Source organism: Kribbella ginsengisoli (assembly GCF_039537185.1).
In the GTDB taxonomy this organism is placed as follows: Bacteria; Actinomycetota; Actinomycetes; order Propionibacteriales; family Kribbellaceae; genus Kribbella; species Kribbella koreensis.
Genome location: NZ_BAABAA010000021.1, coordinates 1 through 20,789, shown reverse-complemented (window position 1 = coordinate 20,789; position 20,789 = coordinate 1). Strand labels below are relative to the sequence as shown.

The window sequence follows — 20,789 nt, the reverse complement described above, 5'->3', positions numbered from 1 at the left end:
CACCGCCGGGGCGTCGCTCTATGCCTGCCTATGGGTCTTGGTCTGCCTGTTTGGCTTGTTGGAACAAGTTGCTTGAGTGACATGTTGGAACAAGCCGCATAAGCTTGTCAAGCAGCAGACGAGAGGAACTTGGGATGCCGGAGACGTTGCAAGAGCGAGTAGCGCGCCTGATCCGCGACTCACTGGGAGAACCGGGCGCAGCCCTGCCCAGCGAAGCGGAACTGGTCGAGCGCTACGGCGCGAGCCGGAACACGGTCCGCGCAGCGCTAGCCGCTCTAGAAGCCGAAGGGCTGATCACCAGCAGCCAGGGCCGAACCCGGACAGTCCGCAAAATCCGCCGCTGGGAATGGAAGATGGCCGAGTGGGAGAAGGCCCACAACAACGACGGCGACGCCTGGGCAAACACCATCAAAGCCCAGGGCGGAACCCCGAAGAACGACCTACAGATCCTCTCGATCCAGGCGCCGGCCGATGTAGCCGAAGCGCTCAAGATCCCTGTAGGCACAGCGATTCAGGCACGGAACCGCCTCCGCTGGGTCAACGACGAACCCCACCAGCTCAGCGATTCCTACTTCCCGCCGTTCGTCACCGACGGGAACGACCTGTTCTGGAACCCCAGCGACCTCGGAGTCCAGGGCGGCCTACTCGCCGCAACCGGCCACAAGCAAGCCCGCTGGCACGACACCCTCACCGCCCGCATGCCCAGCGCCGAGGAATCCCAGCGCCTGATGATGGCCCCCGGCACTCCCCTGCTCGTCCACACCCGCGTGGGCTACGACGCCGAGGGCCGACCGGTCCGCTACATGGTCACCCGGATGGCGGCCGACCGCGTAGAAGTCTCCTACGACCTCAACACGGACGACTGATGCTGATCACCCTCGACGAATCCCACCGCCAGCTCGTCCACCAGGCCCGCGACGCGGCCGGAGAATGGCTAGCGACCAGAGGCACCGACCAGTACCGAGGCGGCCTCGACATGGCTCAGGTCCACGCAAACATCGACCACGACTTCGACACATATCCGTTCGTTGGCTGGGAGATCAACGGCCGGGTGGTGGCGATGATGGCGCTCATCGATCCAGAAACCGAGTTCTGGACACCTGAAGAGCTAGCCGAACCACAGACCTACATCAGCCGCTTCTTCGTCGTCGAGCACGGTAAGGCATACGGCTCGGCGCTACTAGAAGCCGTCGCCGCACAGGCACGAACACAAGGCGAGCATTGGCTTCGCCTGAACTGTTGGAGCACGAACACGCGACTTCACGACTACTACAAAGCGCACGGCTTCCAACACGTCCGCACCTGCAACATCCCAGGCCGAATGAGCGGCGCAGCATTTCAAAAGGACCTGAGAACGGCCTGACCTGGCGGCCGGCACACCGACGCCGGTCGGGCGCCACCCAAAGATCCTCGGACAGTCGAGCCCGTACGCCGGAATGACCCCTGGACCACCGAGCCAGCCTGCCGCGCCCAGCGGCGGCGAGCGGCATCTTTCCGGCGATCTAATTGCTCAGGCTTCTAAAGAGTCCATCGACATCGTCTGAACCGCCTCGACTGCTACCCCTATTACCGTCCGACCAGTCTGGATCACTAGTATCTTCATCATCTCTTTCGAGGTCCGCGATCCGGTCATGAACGTGGCCCGCACGAGAATCTAAGTCGTGAATCCCAAGCTCGTCCGCTAGTTCCGTGAGCATCGCGAGCTCTTCCGAGATCGTTTCGGGGGAATCATCACTTTCTGATAAGCGATCCAGCTCACTTTCAACGAGTTCCTCAAATTCATCAGCTAAGTCACTAAGCTCCGGCAACTCCAGCACGGAGTCACCAAACTTCTCTTCATCCTCTTCAAGGATCTCCTTCAAAGCCTTCAGCGACGCAAAGTCTTGCGGCTCATTTAGCGACGCCCCAAACCAATCAACAGCCTTGTCGATAACGGGCCTTACAAATTCAACCGGAAGATCCAGTCGATCTAGGCAGTAGACAAGAGTCAACGCCGCTTCTTTTGCTTCCGCGCCAGGCCGCGGCCATCGGGATATCAACGCCCGCGCCATCTCATCTAGCTGGTTATGCGTTATAGAGACTTCGAGATCGACAGAGATCTCCAGCAGAACCACGGCCTTTTCTTCTAGCGAGAGGCCACTGACTTGACCGGCCAAGAACAGTTCCATCAATTTTTCGATCGTGACGGCCCCTTGGGCAACCATGACCTGATGGAATTCTCGATTCTCCAATTCAGCGGACCGAAGGAAGACCGAAGCCGCCAAACCGCTCTTGAGACTATCCTGTAATCTCTCTAAGGGTGTCGGCTGATGCCGAATAAATGCCTGGCCCGCCACTACCCGAAAACGGGGCCTGACTGGTGCAGCCGTCCGCCGTTGACTTGCATGCGCCCACAGGGTAACGATCTGCTCAAAACGACGAGCACTTGCAATTACTCGGCCTACAACTTCCGGCCGCCGTCCCAGCCGCTTCATCACAGCATCCTGGACCCCCGGGTTGACGAAGTCGACCGCATTGCCGCCGCGACCGGCCGTCAGAGCAAGGGCAGTACCTTCCACGGACCTGAAGGTTGTATCGAATGGTTCCAGTCCGACACCCACCACCTGCGCACCCAGGTAACACGACTCAAGTTCTATGACGGGAGCCGGGGCATCTAACGAGAGCAGTACCATGAGCAATACCTGCTCACTCTGGCCGAACTGCCCCTCTAGTATGTTCCGCCAGAGTTCTTCAGGATTATCGAACGCGGACGTAAGGAAGCCTGGAAATTCGCCTGGGGGAACATCGGCCCTCACGGCTAGGCTTACAGCATCTTCCACTAGTCGGGGCAGGTAATTGTCGTGCTCGATTATCGTTCGGTAAACCCGTGAATCAACGACCTCTTGCAGTGTCTGCTCCGATAAGTCCGAGAACCACAGGTGGTTATATAGAATATGGGCCCTATGCATCGGCGTGTATAGACCGACGTCGAGAATCAGTTTCGCAACATCGACTTGATTGTCATTCAAATGTTCATAACTCACTTGCGCCTGCTGAAGCAGATATTCCCGCGTCGTCATTATCAACCGCTTGTTGGGCGCACGCTTGACGCGGCCGAGAAATCTCAGCAACCGATCATCTTCCTTTTTCCCGAGCTTCTCAAAGCTGCTCGACCTGCCTAGGAAATCATCGTAGATAAACACTTGCGCATTCTCCCGATGATAGAGCCTGTCAGCTTCCGAGATATCCTCACTCACAAGGACCGGCTGATACCCGCTTGCTACCAGGTCGACCAGAAGAATGTCTGCGAGCGTCGTTTTTCCAACACCCTGCGCTCCCGACACGATGCAGGCGTGGTGAGCATCGAGCAACTTCCTAGCACGTTCAAAGCTTTCATTCTGAACGTAGATCTGAGACTTCCTAGTAAGCTCATCGAGATACCCTTCCGTGCGAGCGAGAATATCGTTGTGAAGAACTCTTTCAAGCACGGCAGTGCTATTGAGCCAGAGTTTGTAATGCCTCTTCTCTATTTCAGGGTTGCTTCGAATTAGCGATTGTAGATCTTCTAGCCCCCAGATATCGGATTCCGTGCGAACCCACGGCGCAAGCGCTTGCGCCAGCTTCTGCTTCCGTGCCGGGGTCATACTCACAGTAGTCGCCAAGATATAACGCTGAGGATTCAGACGCCCTAGCTTGGGGAGTTCTTCCGCTGCCTTGGAGAGGAGCTTACTGAATCCTGATCTCGCATAATGCTTACATTGAACAATGAGAGACCCTCTCGCCTTTGGATTGGCTAGAACTCGTAGATCTATGCCCCAATCGCGACCCCTAGCGAAAGATTCCACCCGCTGCCCAGTGTCCACAGCCACGAGATCTTGAATAAGCAGCTCGAAATCGTGGGGCGATAGCGAGTCAAACTCATTGCCAGTCACATGTCCCCCACAGGCGCTCGGGTAATCAGAAGACAACTATGTCTCCGGTTCGGCCTTCTGACTACCTCATCACCCCAGTCCGCAACCTGGTACGGCTGAACGGGTCTGGATCCCCGCTCGACTGAGGAGCAATCCAGTGATGCTTCCAAGGGGCCTCCTAGACCAGGCTGGCCCCACATCTTTCCCCACGGAATTGGTCGGGTAGCAACGAGCACGGTCGAGCGCCCCCTGGTCGCTCGATGCTGCGATTTCGCGCTTGCGGGGTAGGGTCAGGCAACAAGCGAGAACGGCGCCGACTGGTTCGATGGGAATCAGCGGGTTTCGGGGTTCGAGTCCCCGGTGGCGCGCCGACACGAAGGTCCAGGCAGACATCGCAATCTGATCCTGGGCCTTCGTGTTTTTTCGCGACCACTCACCCCAGCGCCAGCCGCCTCCCATGGATGTAACGGCCGGCGGCTGAGTCATGTCTCGGATGCATTCACGCCTCACCCAGGATGCTGATCCACAGCTTCCCGTGCCTGCCAGGATTGTTCTAGCGGCCCAGCCCAGCTGCCCCGCAGTGTCCTCCTGAGAGAGGCGGCCCGGCGCACCTTCCGTAGCTCCTGCCCCGAGCTGTTACCGCGCTCTCGGTCTCGATCGGAGACCGCTCAGTCAGCCGCAGCTCGACTCTGAGTCCGGTTTGTGCAGCATGGCGTCATTGATGCAGGAATCAATGGTCGCCGTCTTCAGAATCGAATCCCTCCAAATCTGGAAACAATGCAGGGGTGAGCCCCAGCCCCGCACGCATTCTCTCCCTCCACTTGGTCTGATCCTCACGAAATGAATCATGACGCGCCAAGATATCATCGCCTGCCAATACCGCATCGAACACAATATACATAGAACTTCCAACAAGATTCCGGACAAATTTGGCTGCATAGGACAAGGATTCCTCGGTCGCGGGGCCTCCATGAGCCAGCGCGTCTCGCACCCGCGCCAAGCGAGCGGCACGAGTTGTCCAGTCGTCACGCAGCAACGATATCCAGGCCTGGGACTGACTAGGATCCGATAATCGCCGGCGGAGAGCTCGGAGTCCACGAGCAGCGACCGTATGCGGCTCATTCAGTCTCTCAATTGCTTCCATTTGAGAGACGGCTTCCTCGTAATTGAAATAGGTCATCTTGCGACCATGCTTGACGATCTTTCGTTCGATCGCTTGCTTGGCCTCGGCCGTAGCCTGTCCGTCACGAGTTAGCCTGTTGGAATAAATACCATCTTCAATTGAGCGTTTAATGGCGTGCAGCAATTCGCCCCGCACATTTGACCATAGAAGATACCGCCTGGCATAACTATCCCAGTCGGCCAACTGAACATGGGGAGCGATCGAATCAAGAACACGCACGCCTACTAAAACAGCGCCTGCGTCATGTCCCGCGCTCGCCTCGCGCCACCAATTTAGAGTTTCTGACCATTTGCGGACATCACTATCGCGAAACCGAGACGCGCCGCCAGCCCGACTAGAGATTTCTTCCATCTCATCGATTACTGCATCCATACTTGGGATCACATCTACCTCTGAGCGCGCCTCATGAAAACTCATTGATCCGCCAGCAAATCGACCATCGACGGCGTGCAGATGGCCATCGAGCCTCGTCCAGTTGTGGCGCCGCCCCGACCGATACTTGGCCAGATCTACGATCGCATCCACAATCTCGCCGGCGACTCTCGGAGCATTGCTCAAACTTTGACGGCCGAGATCGGTGCGCGTTAACACGAAGTCGTTATTTTCTGGGAATCTAGTGATGCCCCAAATCGACTCTCGATCTTTCAGTTCCTCTGGCAACTCAACCCAGGTGGGAGGAGTCTCCATTTTGGCGACGTCAACCAACCACGGCCCATGGTAGAGGGTTAAATCGCCCAACTGAGTTTGCATACCATCAATCGTTGCCTTCGTGAAGGCATGCCAAATGACATGGTGATGAGCAGTGGGTTCCTGCATAATGAGTCGCTCTACCAAATGCAGGCGCTCGCCGGCACTCAGATTTGCACGCGATGGATACTCCCGCACCCGCGGTTCTTGGATGTCCCCAAGCTCGAACATAGCTAGATGAACCTGGAGCCCGTCATCTACAAGCACCCCACATATGCTCTGCGAGAGGCCTTGTTGGCTCCGGCCACCTGATTTCGCGATGTTCCAAAACAAAGATCGAATAGCTAGACAGCTTTCGACAGTAGCGTTGCTGTCTTGGAATCGGCCTAAGACGTCAAGCCATGCGGCGTAGAGACTTCCACGCTCTCCGATTTGGCTGAGTAATGCTGCAAGATGCGAGCGTAGGACTGTCCGATCGTCCGCTACTAAGACAGGTCCTCGATCACATTCCGTCCGCACAAGCTGGAGATGGGGCTCAAGAGCTTTTCTGAGGCGCGGGCCTAGATCGTCTACGGCCTGGGCAAGCTCCTTGAGAACTGAAGCCCATCCCGTGCGGTGATGACGCGGCTCGAAACGGCGGTGATCGCTAAGCCACGCGAGCATCTCCTCTGCAGCCAGGGTGATGTCGAGCCTCCGCTGCACCGGATAGGGATTACTGAAGGGACGCCATCGCAGCACATCGGAGCACTCCGACAGCACTTCCTCGTCCGGCTGCTCGCTAGTTGATTCCATCTCACGATGCCCTTCCTCATCGGCCCACGTTGGGCCATCGGCCGTCCACCGCCTGCACCAGCGTCCGTAGAGGGCACAGACACCCGAACGCGCAATCTTGCCAGGAGCCCATGCCTTTGCCCACACAATTGGTCGGGCAGCAACGAGCACGGTCGAGCGGCCCCGACCCGGCTGATGCTGCGATTTCACGGTTGAGGGGTAGGGTCGGGTAACAACGAGAACGGCGCTGCTGGTTCGACGGGAATCAGCGGGTTCGGGGTTCGAGTCCCTGGCGGCGCACCAACACCAAGGCCCGAGCAGACATCGCAATCTGTTCTCGGGCCTTTGTGTTGTTCACGACCCTCTTACGACCCCTTTTGCCGGACGTCGCTCGTCATCGAGTTACCAGCGACCGAACCCGCACCCTCCGTCGACCCCTCCTCCGGCCGACCATGCTTTTCCCCACGCCTTAACCTGATCGTGACTGTGTGTCACCTCACATCGTTGCGCGTCATTCCCCCGGCACCGGATCTTCCTCCCAACCAGCCGTTGAGCAGCCAACCATCGAACAGGTTGGAGGCTTGAGATGGCGAGACCACCACTGCCCATCGGCACCTGGGGACGGATCTCCACCAAGGTCATGAAGACCGGACACGAAGGGTAAGCCGGTCAGCGTCCGCGCGAAGACCAACTTCCGCGACCATGACGGCCAGGTCCGCGACGTGACGGCCTACGCCAAAACCGCGACAGCCGCCGAGCGCGCCCTGCTCAAGAAGCTCCAGGATCGCGCCAAGACCGGCCAGGGCGGCGAGCTCACGGCGATGCACAAGATCAACCACCTCATCGACCTTTGGATCACCAAGTTCGAGCAACAGATCGCCGACGGCACCCGCTCCCCCACCTCGCTGGACACCTACCTCCGCGCCCTCAAGAACCACGTCCGCCCCGCCCTCGGCGAACTCCGCATCGGCGAAGCAACCACACCCCGCGTCGACACCGTCATCGCCAAGATCAAGAAGAACGCCGGCCCACCAACAGCCAAAACCTGCCGAGCCATCATCTCCGGCCTGATGCAGCTCGCCGTCCGCTACGGCGCCATCACCGTCAACCCGGTCCGCGAAGTCGAAAGCATCGAACACCCCGCCAAGAAACCAGCCCGAGCCATCCAAACCGAAGAGATCACCCTCCTCCGCAAACACCTGGCAACCGACGAGACAGCCGTCCGAGCCGACCTCCCCGACCTGGTCACCTTCATGCTCGGCACCGGCGTCCGCATCGGCGAATCCCTCGCCGTCCTCTGGTCCCAAGTCGACCTCAAGGCCGGCACCGTCGACATCACCCACACCATCGTCCGCATCAAGGGCGAAGGCCTCATCCGCAAACCCGGCAAATCCAGAACCAGCAACCGCCAAGTCGGCCTCCCCAACTGGCTCATCGCCACCCTCCGCACCCGAGCCGCCGCTGGCATCCGCCTAGACGACCCCGTCTTCCCCGACACCACCGGCGGCCACCGCGACCCCAACAACGTCCGCCGCTCCCTACGCACCGCCCTAGCCCCCGTCGGCAACACCACCCGTCGAAACCTCGGCCAAGCCCTCCGAGCCCTCCCGCCGAGAAGCCGGCCTCACTCGAGAAGAAGCAGCCAAGGCCCTGAACTGGCCCAAGACCAGAATCGAACTCATAGAAACCGGCCGCATCAAGGTCGACCGCACCGTGGCCACCACCCTTCTCTGGACCTACGCTCCCACCCCAGAGACAACCGAAGCCTTCCTATCCCAGGTCGACGAAGCCGCCGCACCGGTCCCCACCGACACCCTCACCTGGATCACCTCCCACGCCTTCCGCAAAACCGTGGCTACCGCGCTAGACAAGGCCGGCCAATCAGCCCGCGGCACCGCCAACCAACTGGGCCACTCCCGAATCTCCATGACCCAGGACCATTACTACGACCGCACAGCCCCCGACCCCGAAGCCACCAACGCCATCCAACATGCCTTCGAAGACCCCGACCTTCTCTAGAGGACTGTTTTCATTTCAGCGTTCGAACAGTCGAGGATCTAGCGCGTGCCGACGAGGACAGATCAACTGGTAAGGCCGATCTGTCACCGGCGAATCGGGCGGCCTAGAGCAAGCCGCAGCCGGGCCGTGGAGCCGACGGCCGTTGGTTGGCAGCTGAGGCCCTGCTGACGACAGCGGGACGTTGAGTTCTAGTGTCAGGGTTGCGTGTGTACCGGGGACTGTCGGCATCTCCGATGCGGGTGTTGCGGACGGATCCGGGAGTTGGCGCCGCGCAGGTCTGATCTTCGTGGCTCCAGCCTGCTCGCGCGCGACTGAGCAGCAGCTGCGGCCAGACTCTCGATGGCCTCGACGACCCGTGGTTCGTTGCGTTCTTCACGCACCCGAGCGATGCGCGCCATGAGTTCGCCGCTGACCGTGACCAGCGGGCCTCGCAGCCCGAATCGCACCGACAGCAGGGACGCTGCCGCGTTGGGGAGCGTCTGATTGGACAATCGCGGAGTCACTCCTCGAGCGCCCCTGTCAGCGAGAATTTCGAGTTGCCGGGCGAGCACCTCGGTGCTGGAGAAGGCCATTCCTACCGCCGCGCCGATCCGGTCGTAACCCGCGTCGTCCTATCTGCGGGCCGTGATCTCGCGTTGCGGAAGGTCCAGCCCCGCGTCAGCCAGGGCGTCCTGGGCAGCGGCGAGTACGTACTGCTGGCAGCGGTCGAGAGTGCGCAGGTCCCGGGCGGTGATGCCATGTCTGGTGGGGTCGAAGTCACGGATCTCGCCGGAATGCTTCACCGGGCATCGCGCCATGTCGAAGCGGGTGGTGGCGGCCACTCCGGTTCGTCCCTGCATGAGGTTGTCGAACACCGCAGCCGGTGTCAGTCCCAACGGCGTGATCGCTCCCATTCCCGTGACGACCACACGTCTGTCGGCCATGGCGCATCTGCTCTCTTGGTCCTGTGCTCGCGCCGCTTCGAGACACCGGCACAGGAGCCTCGTACGCCAAGTTCCGCGGTACCACCGGACTGGTTAGCCTCGTCCTGGGAAACGAAGTCCGGCCCCTCAAGGACACGAAACGATAGCGAAACGGCCGGTCAGCAACTGACCCGTCTCACGTCCGTCCACGAACGCGCCCTACGGTAGGTCAACGGTCGCAATGAGTTCTCAATCAGCATCTCCGAGGCCGTGCACACTGCTTCGTCGATCGTTCGATAACTGCTCAGCCAGGCGCCCGCGGTCCAACCTCAGAATCTCGGGACACAGTGCCGGTACTGTGCGACAGCAACTCCAGATCGACGAAGATCTCCGCGATCTGCCCATCGGCATTCAGCCCGAGCCAGACTTCATAGGATCCGTCGCCCATGCCGCATTCGTAGATGATGGCGTTAGCCCCGGTGGCTTGATCTTCGATCAAAACATAAAGATCGCGCAGGAGTACGTCGGAAATCTCGTCCCACCAGTCGTCATTATCCTGCCGCGCGGTAAGCCAATCCTTCGCGGAAAAGTCGAAGAAGCTCGCCGTTCCGCTGTCCACTGCGAAGCCGAGCGCCACGCTTTGATCGGATTCCGACGGAAAAGCGGGCATCCATTGAGTCACCGGATCATTCGAGATACGAACCTTGGAGGCGCATACCTTGCTCCGCGGAATAACACCGGAAGCGGGCGGCTGACGCCAAACCGAGACCAGGAGAGAAACCGGGTAGCTGCCGGGCGGTACATTCGCCGCGACCGCATCCGATTCCTCCAGCGGATTGATCGACCAGGCAGGATCGGCAGCGACGACCATACCGGTTGGAAAATGCACCTCACCCGCAGAAACGATCTCTGTTTCACTTTGCGATCCGCTTGACCAAGAGTACCGGTCGCCCGCGCGAAACGGAAAATCATGACCTGTCACGGTATACCTTCCCTACCGACATGGTTAGATCACGGATAGTTGGGAACATACGGGTCGCCGGACTCACCGTTACTGCTCCGCCAATATATCTGGACACCCTTCGGTACTGCGGGGTCGCGACTATATGGGTCGTAGACCGGAAACACACCGTAGTAAATTGTCTGTCCGGCCACGAGGCGACGGGCGATATTATTCTCCACCTTTCTCATGTCACTCATGTTGCGCCCGGAATATTGCGGGATGATGTTCTCTGGCTTTCGGTTGTCTCCACCGAACTGGTTAGCAATCAGGTGGCCTCGATGCATCGTGTCCGAATCATAGCCGGGCGGCGTGTACCTGGCCGTCTCGTCACGGAAGGATTTCGGCAGGGCCCCGTTCAAGCAGGCAACGGCTCCCGTAGCTCGCCCCTCACCATTTGGCCCATAGGATCCTTGAGTGGGGTAATAGTAGATCGAGGTTCCGTTCGACGTCATCAAGTCTCGGCAAGACCGCTCCTGGGAGTCTCGGTCCACCTCTAGCATCTCGTTCTGTACCGAGTCGCCGCCAAGACTGAGAATCGCGCGGAAGATGCCGAGAAGTCGGGCCCCTGTACCGAGCCGCGCCGCGGCGGCTGCTCGCGCCGCGGCAGCCTCCGCTTCTTGAGCTGCGAGCCGGGACGCGAACACTCCCGGTACCAGATCGATGCTTGTTCCGGGCGCGTCTGGCGGATTGGGCTGCACGAGGGTCGGCGTCTCCTGTGAGACACGCTTGCCGTACTCGTCGATGGCGTAGTGGCCGTCTACCTCTACGCCGGAGATGGGGTTGCCGCCGGCGAAGGCGTAGCGGTTGCTGGTCCAAGGGTCGGTGCCCAAGTTGAGGTCGGCGAGGGCGCCGTTGTAGGCGTCGCGGGTGAGGAAGCGGTTGAGGCCTGGGGAGTAGTTGCGGAAGCCCATGTCGTAGGACTCCGACGACTGGTCCCAGCGTTTGGCATTGAAGCGGTAGACGTTGTAAGGGTCTTTGCCGGGGTTTTGGGCTTCGGGCTTGTCTACGCCGGTGAAGCGGTCGTCGTCGTTCTTGCCGTAGGCGGTGTAGCCGTAGGTGGAGCGGGTGTCGCCGGCGTCGGTGGTGAGGGTTTCTACGTCGCTGTGCGGGTTGTAGCCGTAGTACGAGTCCTCGGTGGAGCCGTCGGCTTTGAACTTGACCTGGGAGAGGCGGGAGCCCCACGGGGAGTACTGGTACGACGCGGTGAGCTGGCCGGCTACCTCTTCGGAGAGGACTTCGCCGGACAGACCCAGGTAGGAGTAGTTGGTGGTTTTGGTGCCTTCGACCTTGGAGCTGGTGCGGTCCAGCGCGTCGAAGGTGGTGTTGGTGGTTTTGGTGCTGCCGTCTTCCTGGAGTTGGCGGTGTTTGACGATGTGGTCGTAGCCGTCGTAGGTGTTGCGTTCGATCACGGCGCCGGCGGACGAGACCTGGGAGAGCCGACCGAAGGGGTCGTAGGTGTACGACGCGGTGGCGCCGGCCGTCGTCGTGGTCAGCAGGCGGTTGCGGTCGTAGGTGTAGTTGGTCGAGACGTTCTTGACCGTCTGGGCGACGACATTGCCGGCTGGGTCGTGGGTGTAGGACTCCGTGGACTGGACTGTTGCGCCGGCGGCGTCCTTCTTCTCCACCTTGGCGATCCGGTCGAGTGGGTCGAAGGTGTAGGCGAAGACGTTGTCCAGGTACGCCGCGTGGTCGTCGGCGTTCTGGACCTTCGCGGTGTCCTTGATCCGGTCGCCGTTAGGCGAGTACTCCATCGCGTGCTGCGAGACCAGGGTGCCGTTCGACTTCTTCTCGAGTTGGGAGGCGACCAGGCCGTCGAGGTAGTAGTCGGAGTCGACCGTGTTGCCGTTGGCCTTTGTCTCCACGTCGGCCTCGCCGCGGGACGTGTAGGTGTAGCCAGAGATCTTCGGCGCCGGGTCCGAAGCGGACTTGCCGTTCTTCACCTGCTCGACCAGGTCGCGGACGTCGTAGCTGTACGACGAGAACTGGTCGTCCTTGTCCGCCGCGTCGTCGTAGCCGCGGGTGACCGGGGCGCCGTTCTCGTTGTAGGTGTACGTCGTGGTCTTGAGAAGCGCGGCCGCCTTCTTCTCTTCGACCTTCGCCACCTGGTTCAGGCCGTTGTAGCTGACCAGGTAGTCGCTGACCTTCGCGCCCGGCTGGGTGTCGGTGATCTGGAGCAGGTTGCCGTTCGTGTCGTAGCTGTAGGTGAAGTCCTTCTTCTCCGCGTCGGTCTCGCCGGTGTTGTCGCGAACTACCTTCACCGCGTCCGCCACCACCGTGCCGGTCGCAGCCGGCGTCAGCGACACAGATCCGGTCGTCGCCTCCGCGAAGGTGAACTGGCCGAGACTCACCCAGGTGCCGGCCCCCGTCGTCTGATTGACCGGCTTGCTCACCGGCGCGCCGCCGGTGCTGACCGAGTACGGCGCTGCAGTGGATGCGCCCGCCACCGACGGATACCGCACGTAGACGGTGTACTTCCCATCGGCCGGCACATTGAGCTTCCACGTGTGCTTGTCCGTACTTCCGGTCGCCGCGGCGTGCGTCCGATAGTTCGTGCCTTGGAACCCGGTACCGCTCGACGACAACGCCCACGTACCGGCGACATCAACGTCACCCGTGTCGGAGTTGTCCACCAGCGAGACATCCAGCCCAACCGGTACGCCGTCGTCGCTCCGGGACTTGAGCTTGCCGTCGGGGAAGAAGTTCCACGCCATCGTGCGGGACGACGAACCACCCGCGCTGGTCAGCGTCCGCGCCGTCTGCTGACCGAGCTCGTTGTAGCCGTATGCCGCGACGATGTCCCACGGATCCGTCGACGACTTCACCCAGCCGTTGTCGAAGTAGTCGTACGACGTGTCGTTGCGGACCGTCTGCCCCTCGGACGCCGGCGCGCTCACCTTGGTGACGTTGCCGACCTCGTCGTACGTCATCACCGTCTTGTCCGGCGTGTTGTAGCGCGCGTCGTCCTTGTCGTAGGGCGACACCTTCTCCTTCGGCCGGTTCAGCGCGTCGTACACGGTCACCTGGGCGAAGTCGTCCGGGTCGTCGGTGGTCTCGACGCCGCGCGGGCTGATCACCTTGGTCTGGTTGCCGACCTGGTCGTACTCGACCTGCGTGGTCCGGTAGGTCACCACCCCGCCGGCGTCCTTGCTGTGCGGGACCTTCACCTGCACGGTCTTGCCGCGCTCGTCCAGCGTGACCAGCGTCTTGTTGCCGTCGGCATCGGTCGTGCTGATGACGTTGCCGTCCCGGTCGTACTCTTGCGAGGTCGTCTTGCCCGCCGCATCGGTTGCCGTCTTCGGGCGGTGCGCCTTGTCGTACGTCGACTTCGAGGTGTAGTCCGCCGGGTCGGTCGACTTGGACTTGCGCGGGTCGACGACCGTCACGACGTTGCCCACGTTGTCGTACTCGTAGCTGATCTTGTCGTTCTGCGCGTTCGTGACCGACAGCAGCTGGTACACCGGGTCGTACTCGTACGACGTGACGAAGTCGGCCGGGTCCGGGGTGAGCGCACCCTTGGGCTCGGTCTGCCGGAGCAGGTTGCCGACCACGTCGTACTCGTACTTCGTCTCCCGGTCGGGATCGGTCGCCAAGTCCTTGGGCGCCTTCGACGAGACCAGCTGGTCGGCGTCGTCGTACGCGTTGGTGCTGACCGCCCCGTTCGGCGCCGTCGCCTGAGTGACGTTGTCGTTCGCGTCGTACACCGGCGCCGGGGTGGTGATGTAGAGGTTGGCCGCCTGATCCTTGGGGACCTTGCTGGTCAGCGGCCGCCCGAACAGGTCGTACGTGTACGTGCTCGTCTTGAGCTTGGCATCCGTGGTGGTCAGTACGTTCCCGCGCACGTCATAGCTGACATCGCTCGACTTCGACAGCGCGTCGGTGATCCGGGTCGGGTAGCCCGTGTCGTGATACAGCGAGTACGTCGTGGTGTTGTTGTTCGCATCGATCGACGTCTTGAGCTGACCGAGCAGGTCATAGGTGTACTTCGTGGTGTAGTCGCCGGCCGTCGCAGTGGCGTTGCCCTTCGGGTCGGTCACCGAGGTGAGGTTGCCGAGCGGGTCGTACCCGAACGTCCAGGTGCGTCCCTCCGGGCTGACCTTCCGGATCAGCTCACCGTAGAAGCCGTTGCCGCCGACGTTGTAGCTGAGCACCGTGCCCGGCGTGCCGTTCGCGTTGGCCTCGGCGTCCTTGACCGTCAACGGGAAGCCGGTCTTCGGGTCGTACGTCCAGGTACTGCGTGCCCCGTTGGGCTCTTCCAGCTGGGTGACGTTGTGGTCGTCGTCCCAGCTCAGTTTGGTCGTCTCGTTCTTGGCGTTGGTCGTCTGGACCGGCCGGCCGAAGCCGTCCGTCACGTACTTCGTGGTCCGCGGCGTCGCGTCGGTGACAGTGGTCTCCACCGATCCCGTCCCCGGGACGTAGCCGAACGTGGTCGTCTTGCCCAGCCGGTCGGTCAGCTTCTCGAGCTTCCACTTGTCCTTGGGATCGGTGGTCGCCGCGAAGTACGACAGGTTCGTCGACTTGCCCCGCGGGTCGGTGATCCGGACCAGCTTGGTGTTCTTGTTCGTGTTGGTCGCGTCGTAGACGAACTTGAACGTCTTCGCCGCCGCGGCGCCCGCGCCGTCCACCAGCTCGGCCATCAGGCCCTTGTCCGAGTAGGTGAACGTCACCTTCCGGCCCGAGATGTCGGTGACGGACTCGACCTGGTCGATGATCTTCGGGTTGGTCAGGTTCGTCCCGGCCGTCTTGACGCCGGCGTCGTTGATGTAGCTGTACGCCTGGCCCTTCTCGAAGTAGTCCAGGGTGAGCGTCCGCCGGCCGGCCGCGTCGGTGATGTAGTCCAGGAACTTGACCGGCTTGTTGGCGCTCTTGCGCTCCTCGTAGGTGAAGAGCATCTCGTTGCCGTTCTTGTCCCGCAGGACCGACTGGAACCCCTGGTCGTCGAAGAAGAACTGGGTCCGGTCCGGCCGGGTCAGCACCCAGGCACGGTTCACCGAGGTCTTCTTGTCCGGCGGATCGGCGAGCTTCTGCAGGTAGAGATGTACGCCCTTCGGGTGGTCGTAGTCCCACTTCGTCTCGTCCGTGGTGCCGTGCTTGTTCAGCGCGAACGTATGGCTGGTTCCGTCGCCGTCGGTCAGTGTGATGTCGGTCGGCCACTTCTGGCCGCGCGGGTGGAAGTCCAGCGCGGAGCCGAGGCGGTTCAGCGTCGAGGTCGACAACGACCAGCCGTAGCCCATCGACGAGGCCGAGGTGTCCAGGCTGTTGTAGGTCATCCGGACGAAGGTGGACGCGCCCCGGCTCGGGTTCGTCAGTGCGTTGTAGCCGAAGGCAACGTTTCCGGTCGCGAGGTTGACCATCGCCGACGAGCCGGCGCCGGTGTTCTTACCGGCGTACTGGTAGAACTTCTCCAGCCCGAGCTGGTCCGAGGTCGGGTCCTCGACCGCCGCGTTCTGGTCGAGCGTGCCGACTCCCCCGGTGGTCTTGGAGAGCCAGGCGCCCGTCGTCTTGTTCCGCAGGTCCCATTGGAGGACGAAGTCCTCACGGCGGTTGCTCGGATCACCGGCGACCGGGCTCTTCACCTGGGCGCTCACCTTGACCGCCGCACCCGGTGCGAGGTCGGCCGGCAGCGCCGTGTCGAGGCGGTTCGCCGACGAGGTGACCTCGGTGCCGTCCGGCAGCGTCCAGTGATACGACAGCGCGTAGTCCGAGGTCTTCAGCGCGAAGGCCTGCGTGTTGGTGATCGTCACATCGACCGGGTACTGCGCGCCCGGCGTCTGCCGCTGCGGAGTCTGCGGCGCGTGGTACGCCGACTCCGGGGTCTTCGTCAGGTAGGTGACCTTCAGCAGCGGCCGCAGCAACGGCTCAGCAGCCTCCGCGCTGAGGAACAACGCATGCCCGGTCGTGGTCTCAGTTGCCTGCTTCACCACGAAGCCGCGCTCGGTGCCGGGCGTGTTCACCCAACCTTGTACGGCGGTCTTGGCCTGCCACCAGTGCCAGGTCGGATCCGGACCCATGTTTGCGGCCGGCACGAAGTCCAGCGATGCACCGAAGTCACCGCCCGCCGTGGTCCAACTGGTGGCGGAGTCCGCCTTCTGCCACGTCGTCGAGGCCTCGGTGAAGGTCCGCGTCAGCGCATGCCCGTTCAGCTGGGCCCCGGTGCCCTCGTAGTGCGCCTTCCACAACCCCAGCTTGGCGTCGAGGATCGTCGACCCGGCCGGGATGGACGAAGCGACGTTGCCGAAGTTCACCACCGCTCGGGTCTTGCCGTAGGTGGAGTTGTTGCCGACCTCGAGCCAGGCATTGCCCTCGACCTTGTCGAGGTTCGTGGCGAACTGGACGCTCGACAGCGTGGAGTCGGCCGAGTTCTGGAAGTACTTCACCACCTGACCGGCCTTCGGCAGCCGGGCGAGCTGGGTCGCCGACGGGGTCAGGCCGCCGTCCTTCGTCTTGACCGCGACCATGTAGTAGTAGCCGTCGCCCTCGTCCGAGGTGTCGTCGGCCGGTGTGGGCTCCGCACTGGTGTCGGTGAACGTCGTCGTTCCGGTCGCCACCGGCGAGACCAGGGTGTCCGGGGTCGGCGTGAAGTTCTGGAAGATGCTGCGGTGCACCTGGTACTCGACGATGTCGTCGGCGGTGCTGGTGCTCGGATCGGCGTACGCGCTCCAGTTCAGCGTCGCGCCGGTGGCGGCGATCGTGGTCGGCGTACTGACAGTGACACCCGGCCGTCCGTAGGTGACGATCAGCTTCGGCCGGTTGGCGTGCCGGTGCACGTCCGAGCCGTTGTAGGCGTACTCGCTGGCCTGGTAGACGGGTCCGCCCCGGCCGAGCGTCTCGTCGGTCGCCTTGACGATCATGCCGTTGTTCGGGGCGCCGCCCAGCCAGCTCTGCAGCATCGAGCGCACGCTGAAGGTGTGCCAGACGCTGGTCTCGCCGGCGTCCTTGGTGTCGTACGCCCGCTTGATGAACCGCATCGTGTCCGCGGTCGTCACCTTGTTCGCGACGTCGCCCACCGAGGCCCGATAGCTGCCACCCGCGGTGAACGGCAAGGTGGCCAGCGGCTTCACGACGTTGTCGGTGCCCACTGTCTGGTCGAGCAGGTACGCGGTCGTGCCGCCGCCATGGACCACCGAGTACGGCGTATTGGTCGCGCGGTTGCTGCCTGCGATATAGCCCGCTGAGACCTCGTAGTTCCCGGTCTCGGTGATGTCGGGATACCAGCTGAAGGACGACCCCGTGGCAGCGTCGTTCTGGTACTTGTACCCGCCGCCGTCGGCCGCAGGAAACGCCTGCTGCACCCAGGCGCCCACCATCGAGGTCTTCGACGTGTAGCTGTCGTCGACATACGACATGTTGTAGGCGAGGCTGCCCAAGGTGGTGTTCGCGGTCGAGTTCCAGTTCACCGTCGACTCGGTCCAGGCCGACGCGACCTGCCGGGCCTCCAGCTGGACAGCGTTCGCGTTGGTCTCGAAGGACTGGTCGAAGTAGAGCTTCAGCTGGGCGGAGTCGACCGCGGTGCCCGCCGGGATGCTGGAGATGTCGAACTTCAGCAGGCTGCGGCGCTTGGCCGAGGCGGTCGTTCCGGCGTACAGGCCGGTGATGCCGCCGTAGTTGGTGGTCGGCGCGCCGGAGTCGACCATCGCGTCCTGCGCCTGGTCCGGCGCGGGCTCGATGGCGATCGTCGGGTCGATCACGACCGGGAACTGCCGCTCCGGCGCAGCCAGCCAAGCGGCGTCCGCGCGGACGGTGATGTCGATGTCGGCGCCGCGCTGGGTGACGGTCTGCGTGACGCTGTCGCTGAAGGCCTTCCCGTACGGCGAGGTCGCGTCGTCGCGGGCATCGGTCATGAACGGCCGCGGCATCGTGAACACCGGCCGGCCGACCCCACTCTGCGGCAGGAACGAGATCGAGCCGTCCGCCTGCGGCACAGCCTTCACCCCGGCAAGCTTCAGGCTGAAGTGGTACGTCGGATCGGCCGAAGCCGACTCCAGGACGATGCTCTCCTTCAGCTGGTCCGGCCCGACCTGGTAGACCAGATCCGCGTCTCCGAACACGTCCGGGTAGGTGACCGTGTCCCCAGCGGCGGTCGGCTTCAGCGCCTTCGTGGTCTGCGCGCCCAGCGTCAGCCCACGGCCACCCAGATCGAACCGGACGAGCCCATCTGCCTTCGTACCGAAGAAACTGCGAAAGCTGTTGGTCTCGTTGGCCAGGCTGAACCCTGCGACCCGACTGGCCTTCACCGTGGTGTCGATCGGCTCCAGCGTGCCGTCCGCGGCCTGGAAGTTGACCGGCTCACTGGACAGCTCCGCCTCGGTCCGGCCGTCCGCCAGCTGAAACACCTTGCTGGTGGGCGTACGTCGGGCAGCGAGCTCCTTCACTCGCCGACCGTCCCGCTTGATCGGCGCCGGAATCTTCTCGTTACCGGCGACTCCGGCCGGCAGCACGTTGTTCAGCTCCGGATCCGGCTGGCCTGACTGGCTGCGCCAGCCCTTGAGGTCGGCGGCGGCCGGAGGCGCCGACGACTTGGCCGAGTCGGCGAAGGCCTGCGTCTGCAGACCGGACACGAGCAAGGCGACGGTTACTGACACAGGGACGAGCACACGGCGGACTCGGGACATGGGCGGCGGATCTCCTTCGTCTGCCCGGGGTGGCTCACGGTGAGTCACCGAACCCCGGATGCCAGGCGGTTCGCCCAGCTCTGGCTGGGCCGGAGAAGGTTCCCTGAGACGGCCGGGGCCGCACAAGTGCTACTCCGCGGTTATGTCACAACCTGCAAATCTGTAACGTCCCGCAGGCTTTCCCGATCACGCGCGATGGGTTCGATTCGGTGCAGAGCGTCGGGTCGAAGGACCGGCCATTGACCCCGAACGGGCTTCAACAGCATCGCCGAGCCCCAGCAGGCGGCGGCGCGAGACCACTGCTGGTCACGAACCGCTGACAGGCAAGCCCTTGAGGATGCTTGTCAGCGGCAATGTCGCGGGGCCTGTCCAGATAGGGACAGCGCCGGCAGGATCTGCGTTAACCGCACGGTCGCCATCGCGACCAACCGCCCCGTTTCCGGCCACGGCTGGCTGGCCGGCGGGTTGGCTATCCCGCGCCAACACCCAACCACCCGCCCCCGCGATCACCAGCCATCTCTGCAGACCTGCCGCGCCAGAAGAGGAATACAACAGCCAGGAATAAGTGCTCTGCGCCAGTACCTCGACAAGGCCGCAGCCGAGCAGATGAAGACCGATCTCGACCTGCAGTTCAACGCCCACGGGCCACGGCCGGCCGATGAGATCCGCTCCGTCGACCCGGCGCAACCCGTGGAGCACCTTGTCGCTTGGGAACCGGGCGAATTGGATGCCTGGATTCGCGACGGTGGGCAATGGCTTGGGCAGTCCGCGACCGTGATGGCCACCTCGCCTGGATCCCGCAGTCCGACCTACGCCCGCAGGCCAGGAGACACCGTGATGTCAAGGAGTGTGACCTGATGGCAGGTGGACCGACGATCAGGCTAGACGGCGCCCCGGGGCACTGCCAGATCTACTTCGAAGCCGAGTTCCGCGATCGGATCAAGGCCGCACAGCGGATGCATCGCACCGAGCCGGATGCCGCTGGCTGGGCGCTTGGTTATGCACGACCCTGACCTTGCTCGCTACGGCGCCGCCTTTGCGGTCAAACTGCACGCCGCAACCGCCGCCTTGCCGACGCGGCGGTGCGCCTTCGCGAACTGCCATCGCAGGCGGCTGAGCAGATCCTGAACTGCAGCCGCCCATGCCAGATCGTCGGCCCCTGCCCATAGCTCTAGCAGCTCCGAGTTCTCAGCAATGACTCGCTCGACAGCACCCACGGCGACCGGAGCCCAGCAAAGTCCAGAGTGGCATCGGTCAGCATTCTGATCGACCTGATGTGAGTCCGTTCCCCGACGATGGGCGCGGTATCGCACGAGTTTGTCGGCACTGAGCACGACATCGAACGAGGCCGGGCGCTGACCCTGGACGCAGTGCCGGGCCGCGACGCGAGTTGTCGCAGTGGTCAGTGCCGCGCCACACCATTTGAGCTCCGAGCAAGTCCGTCGACGGGGCGGTGTGGTCGATCAGTGTGGCCGTCGGGGCCGCGGTTCGCGCCAGCATCACCAACCGTGCACCTGAACCTACCGTCGACGAAGGCACGTCGGCAGGACGCGAGCCGGCGCTACATCCCGTTGACCGGCGCCAGCAGCACCTCCGCGCCCTGGCCCAGGAGCACACCCCGGTCGCCCGGCCCAAGTCGCTGATCAGTGGCAAGAACCTGAAGATCGAGTGGTCGGCCAACTGGGACGACGACCTCGGCGGCTCGACCGCCACCGCGCACCGCGA

At 62.7% G+C, this 20,789-nt stretch carries 10 protein-coding genes and 3 pseudogenes; 6 read left to right on the top strand and 7 right to left on the bottom strand.

Annotation, left to right across the window (positions count from 1 at the left end; translation table 11 throughout):
- Window positions 1–134: 134 nt before the first annotated feature.
- Together ABD768_RS40740 and ABD768_RS40735 are read left to right on the top strand one after the other, a co-directional pair.
- Window positions 135–866: a GntR family transcriptional regulator gene (locus tag ABD768_RS40740; RefSeq protein WP_344850016.1), complete on the top strand. Its 732-nt coding sequence runs from the start codon at window positions 135–137 to the stop codon at window positions 864–866.
- On the top strand, window positions 866–1,363 hold the full coding sequence (locus ABD768_RS40735) for a GNAT family N-acetyltransferase (protein WP_344850014.1): 498 nt from the start codon (window positions 866–868) through the stop codon (window positions 1,361–1,363). The genes ABD768_RS40740 and ABD768_RS40735 overlap by 1 nt, the downstream gene beginning before the upstream one ends.
- Window positions 1,364–1,502: 139 nt before the next feature.
- On the opposite strand, the gene ABD768_RS40730 is transcribed toward ABD768_RS40735, so the two are convergent.
- The 3 genes and pseudogenes from ABD768_RS40730 to ABD768_RS40725 all read right to left on the bottom strand — a co-directional run bounded on the left by ABD768_RS40730 (window position 1,503) and on the right by ABD768_RS40725 (window position 5,991).
- Entirely contained in the window at window positions 1,503–3,623 is a 2,121-nt protein-coding gene (locus tag ABD768_RS40730) for an nSTAND3 domain-containing NTPase (protein WP_344850012.1), read from the bottom strand.
- Window positions 3,624–3,911: pseudogene (locus ABD768_RS43230) on the bottom strand (restriction endonuclease); the annotation flags it as partial.
- Between the two features lie 709 nt (window positions 3,912–4,620).
- Complete coding sequence (locus tag ABD768_RS40725; protein WP_344850010.1) at window positions 4,621–5,991, bottom strand: hypothetical protein; 1,371 nt, start codon at window positions 5,989–5,991, stop codon at window positions 4,621–4,623.
- A gap of 1,361 nt (window positions 5,992–7,352) precedes the next feature.
- Here ABD768_RS40725 and ABD768_RS43225 point away from each other — a divergent pair.
- From ABD768_RS43225 to ABD768_RS43215, 3 genes and pseudogenes are all read left to right on the top strand, one after another.
- Window positions 7,353–7,595 (top strand): annotated as a pseudogene (locus ABD768_RS43225) (phage integrase central domain-containing protein); the annotation flags it as partial.
- Window positions 7,596–8,151: 556 nt separating this feature from the next.
- Window positions 8,152–8,283 (top strand): annotated as a pseudogene (locus tag ABD768_RS43220) (helix-turn-helix domain-containing protein); the annotation flags it as partial.
- Window positions 8,284–8,355: 72 nt separating this feature from the next.
- Complete coding sequence (locus ABD768_RS43215; protein ID WP_425552103.1) at window positions 8,356–8,550, top strand: tyrosine-type recombinase/integrase; 195 nt, start codon at window positions 8,356–8,358, stop codon at window positions 8,548–8,550.
- A 611-nt stretch (window positions 8,551–9,161) separates the two neighbouring features.
- On the opposite strand, the gene ABD768_RS40710 is transcribed toward ABD768_RS43215, so the two are convergent.
- The 4 genes from ABD768_RS40710 to ABD768_RS40695 all read right to left on the bottom strand — a co-directional run bounded on the left by ABD768_RS40710 (window position 9,162) and on the right by ABD768_RS40695 (window position 19,751).
- Window positions 9,162–9,473: a beta-ketoacyl synthase N-terminal-like domain-containing protein gene (locus tag ABD768_RS40710; protein WP_343971020.1), complete on the bottom strand. Its 312-nt coding sequence runs from the start codon at window positions 9,471–9,473 to the stop codon at window positions 9,162–9,164.
- Window positions 9,474–9,756: 283 nt separating this feature from the next.
- Window positions 9,757–10,434: a DUF4241 domain-containing protein gene (locus tag ABD768_RS40705; protein WP_343971017.1), complete on the bottom strand. Its 678-nt coding sequence runs from the start codon at window positions 10,432–10,434 to the stop codon at window positions 9,757–9,759.
- Between the two features lie 29 nt (window positions 10,435–10,463).
- Window positions 10,464–19,064, bottom strand: a complete 8,601-nt coding sequence (locus ABD768_RS40700) for a DNRLRE domain-containing protein (RefSeq protein ID WP_344850005.1) — start codon at window positions 19,062–19,064, stop codon at window positions 10,464–10,466.
- 306 nt (window positions 19,065–19,370) lie between these two features.
- The gene (locus tag ABD768_RS40695) at window positions 19,371–19,751 is read right to left on the bottom strand and encodes a hypothetical protein (protein ID WP_344850003.1); all 381 of its coding nucleotides are present in this window, start codon (window positions 19,749–19,751) and stop codon (window positions 19,371–19,373) included.
- Window positions 19,752–20,532: 781 nt separating this feature from the next.
- Here ABD768_RS40695 and ABD768_RS40690 point away from each other — a divergent pair.
- Window positions 20,533–20,789, top strand: a 257-nt coding sequence (locus ABD768_RS40690) for a hypothetical protein (protein ID WP_344850001.1), incomplete at its 3' end; no start/stop codon positions are given.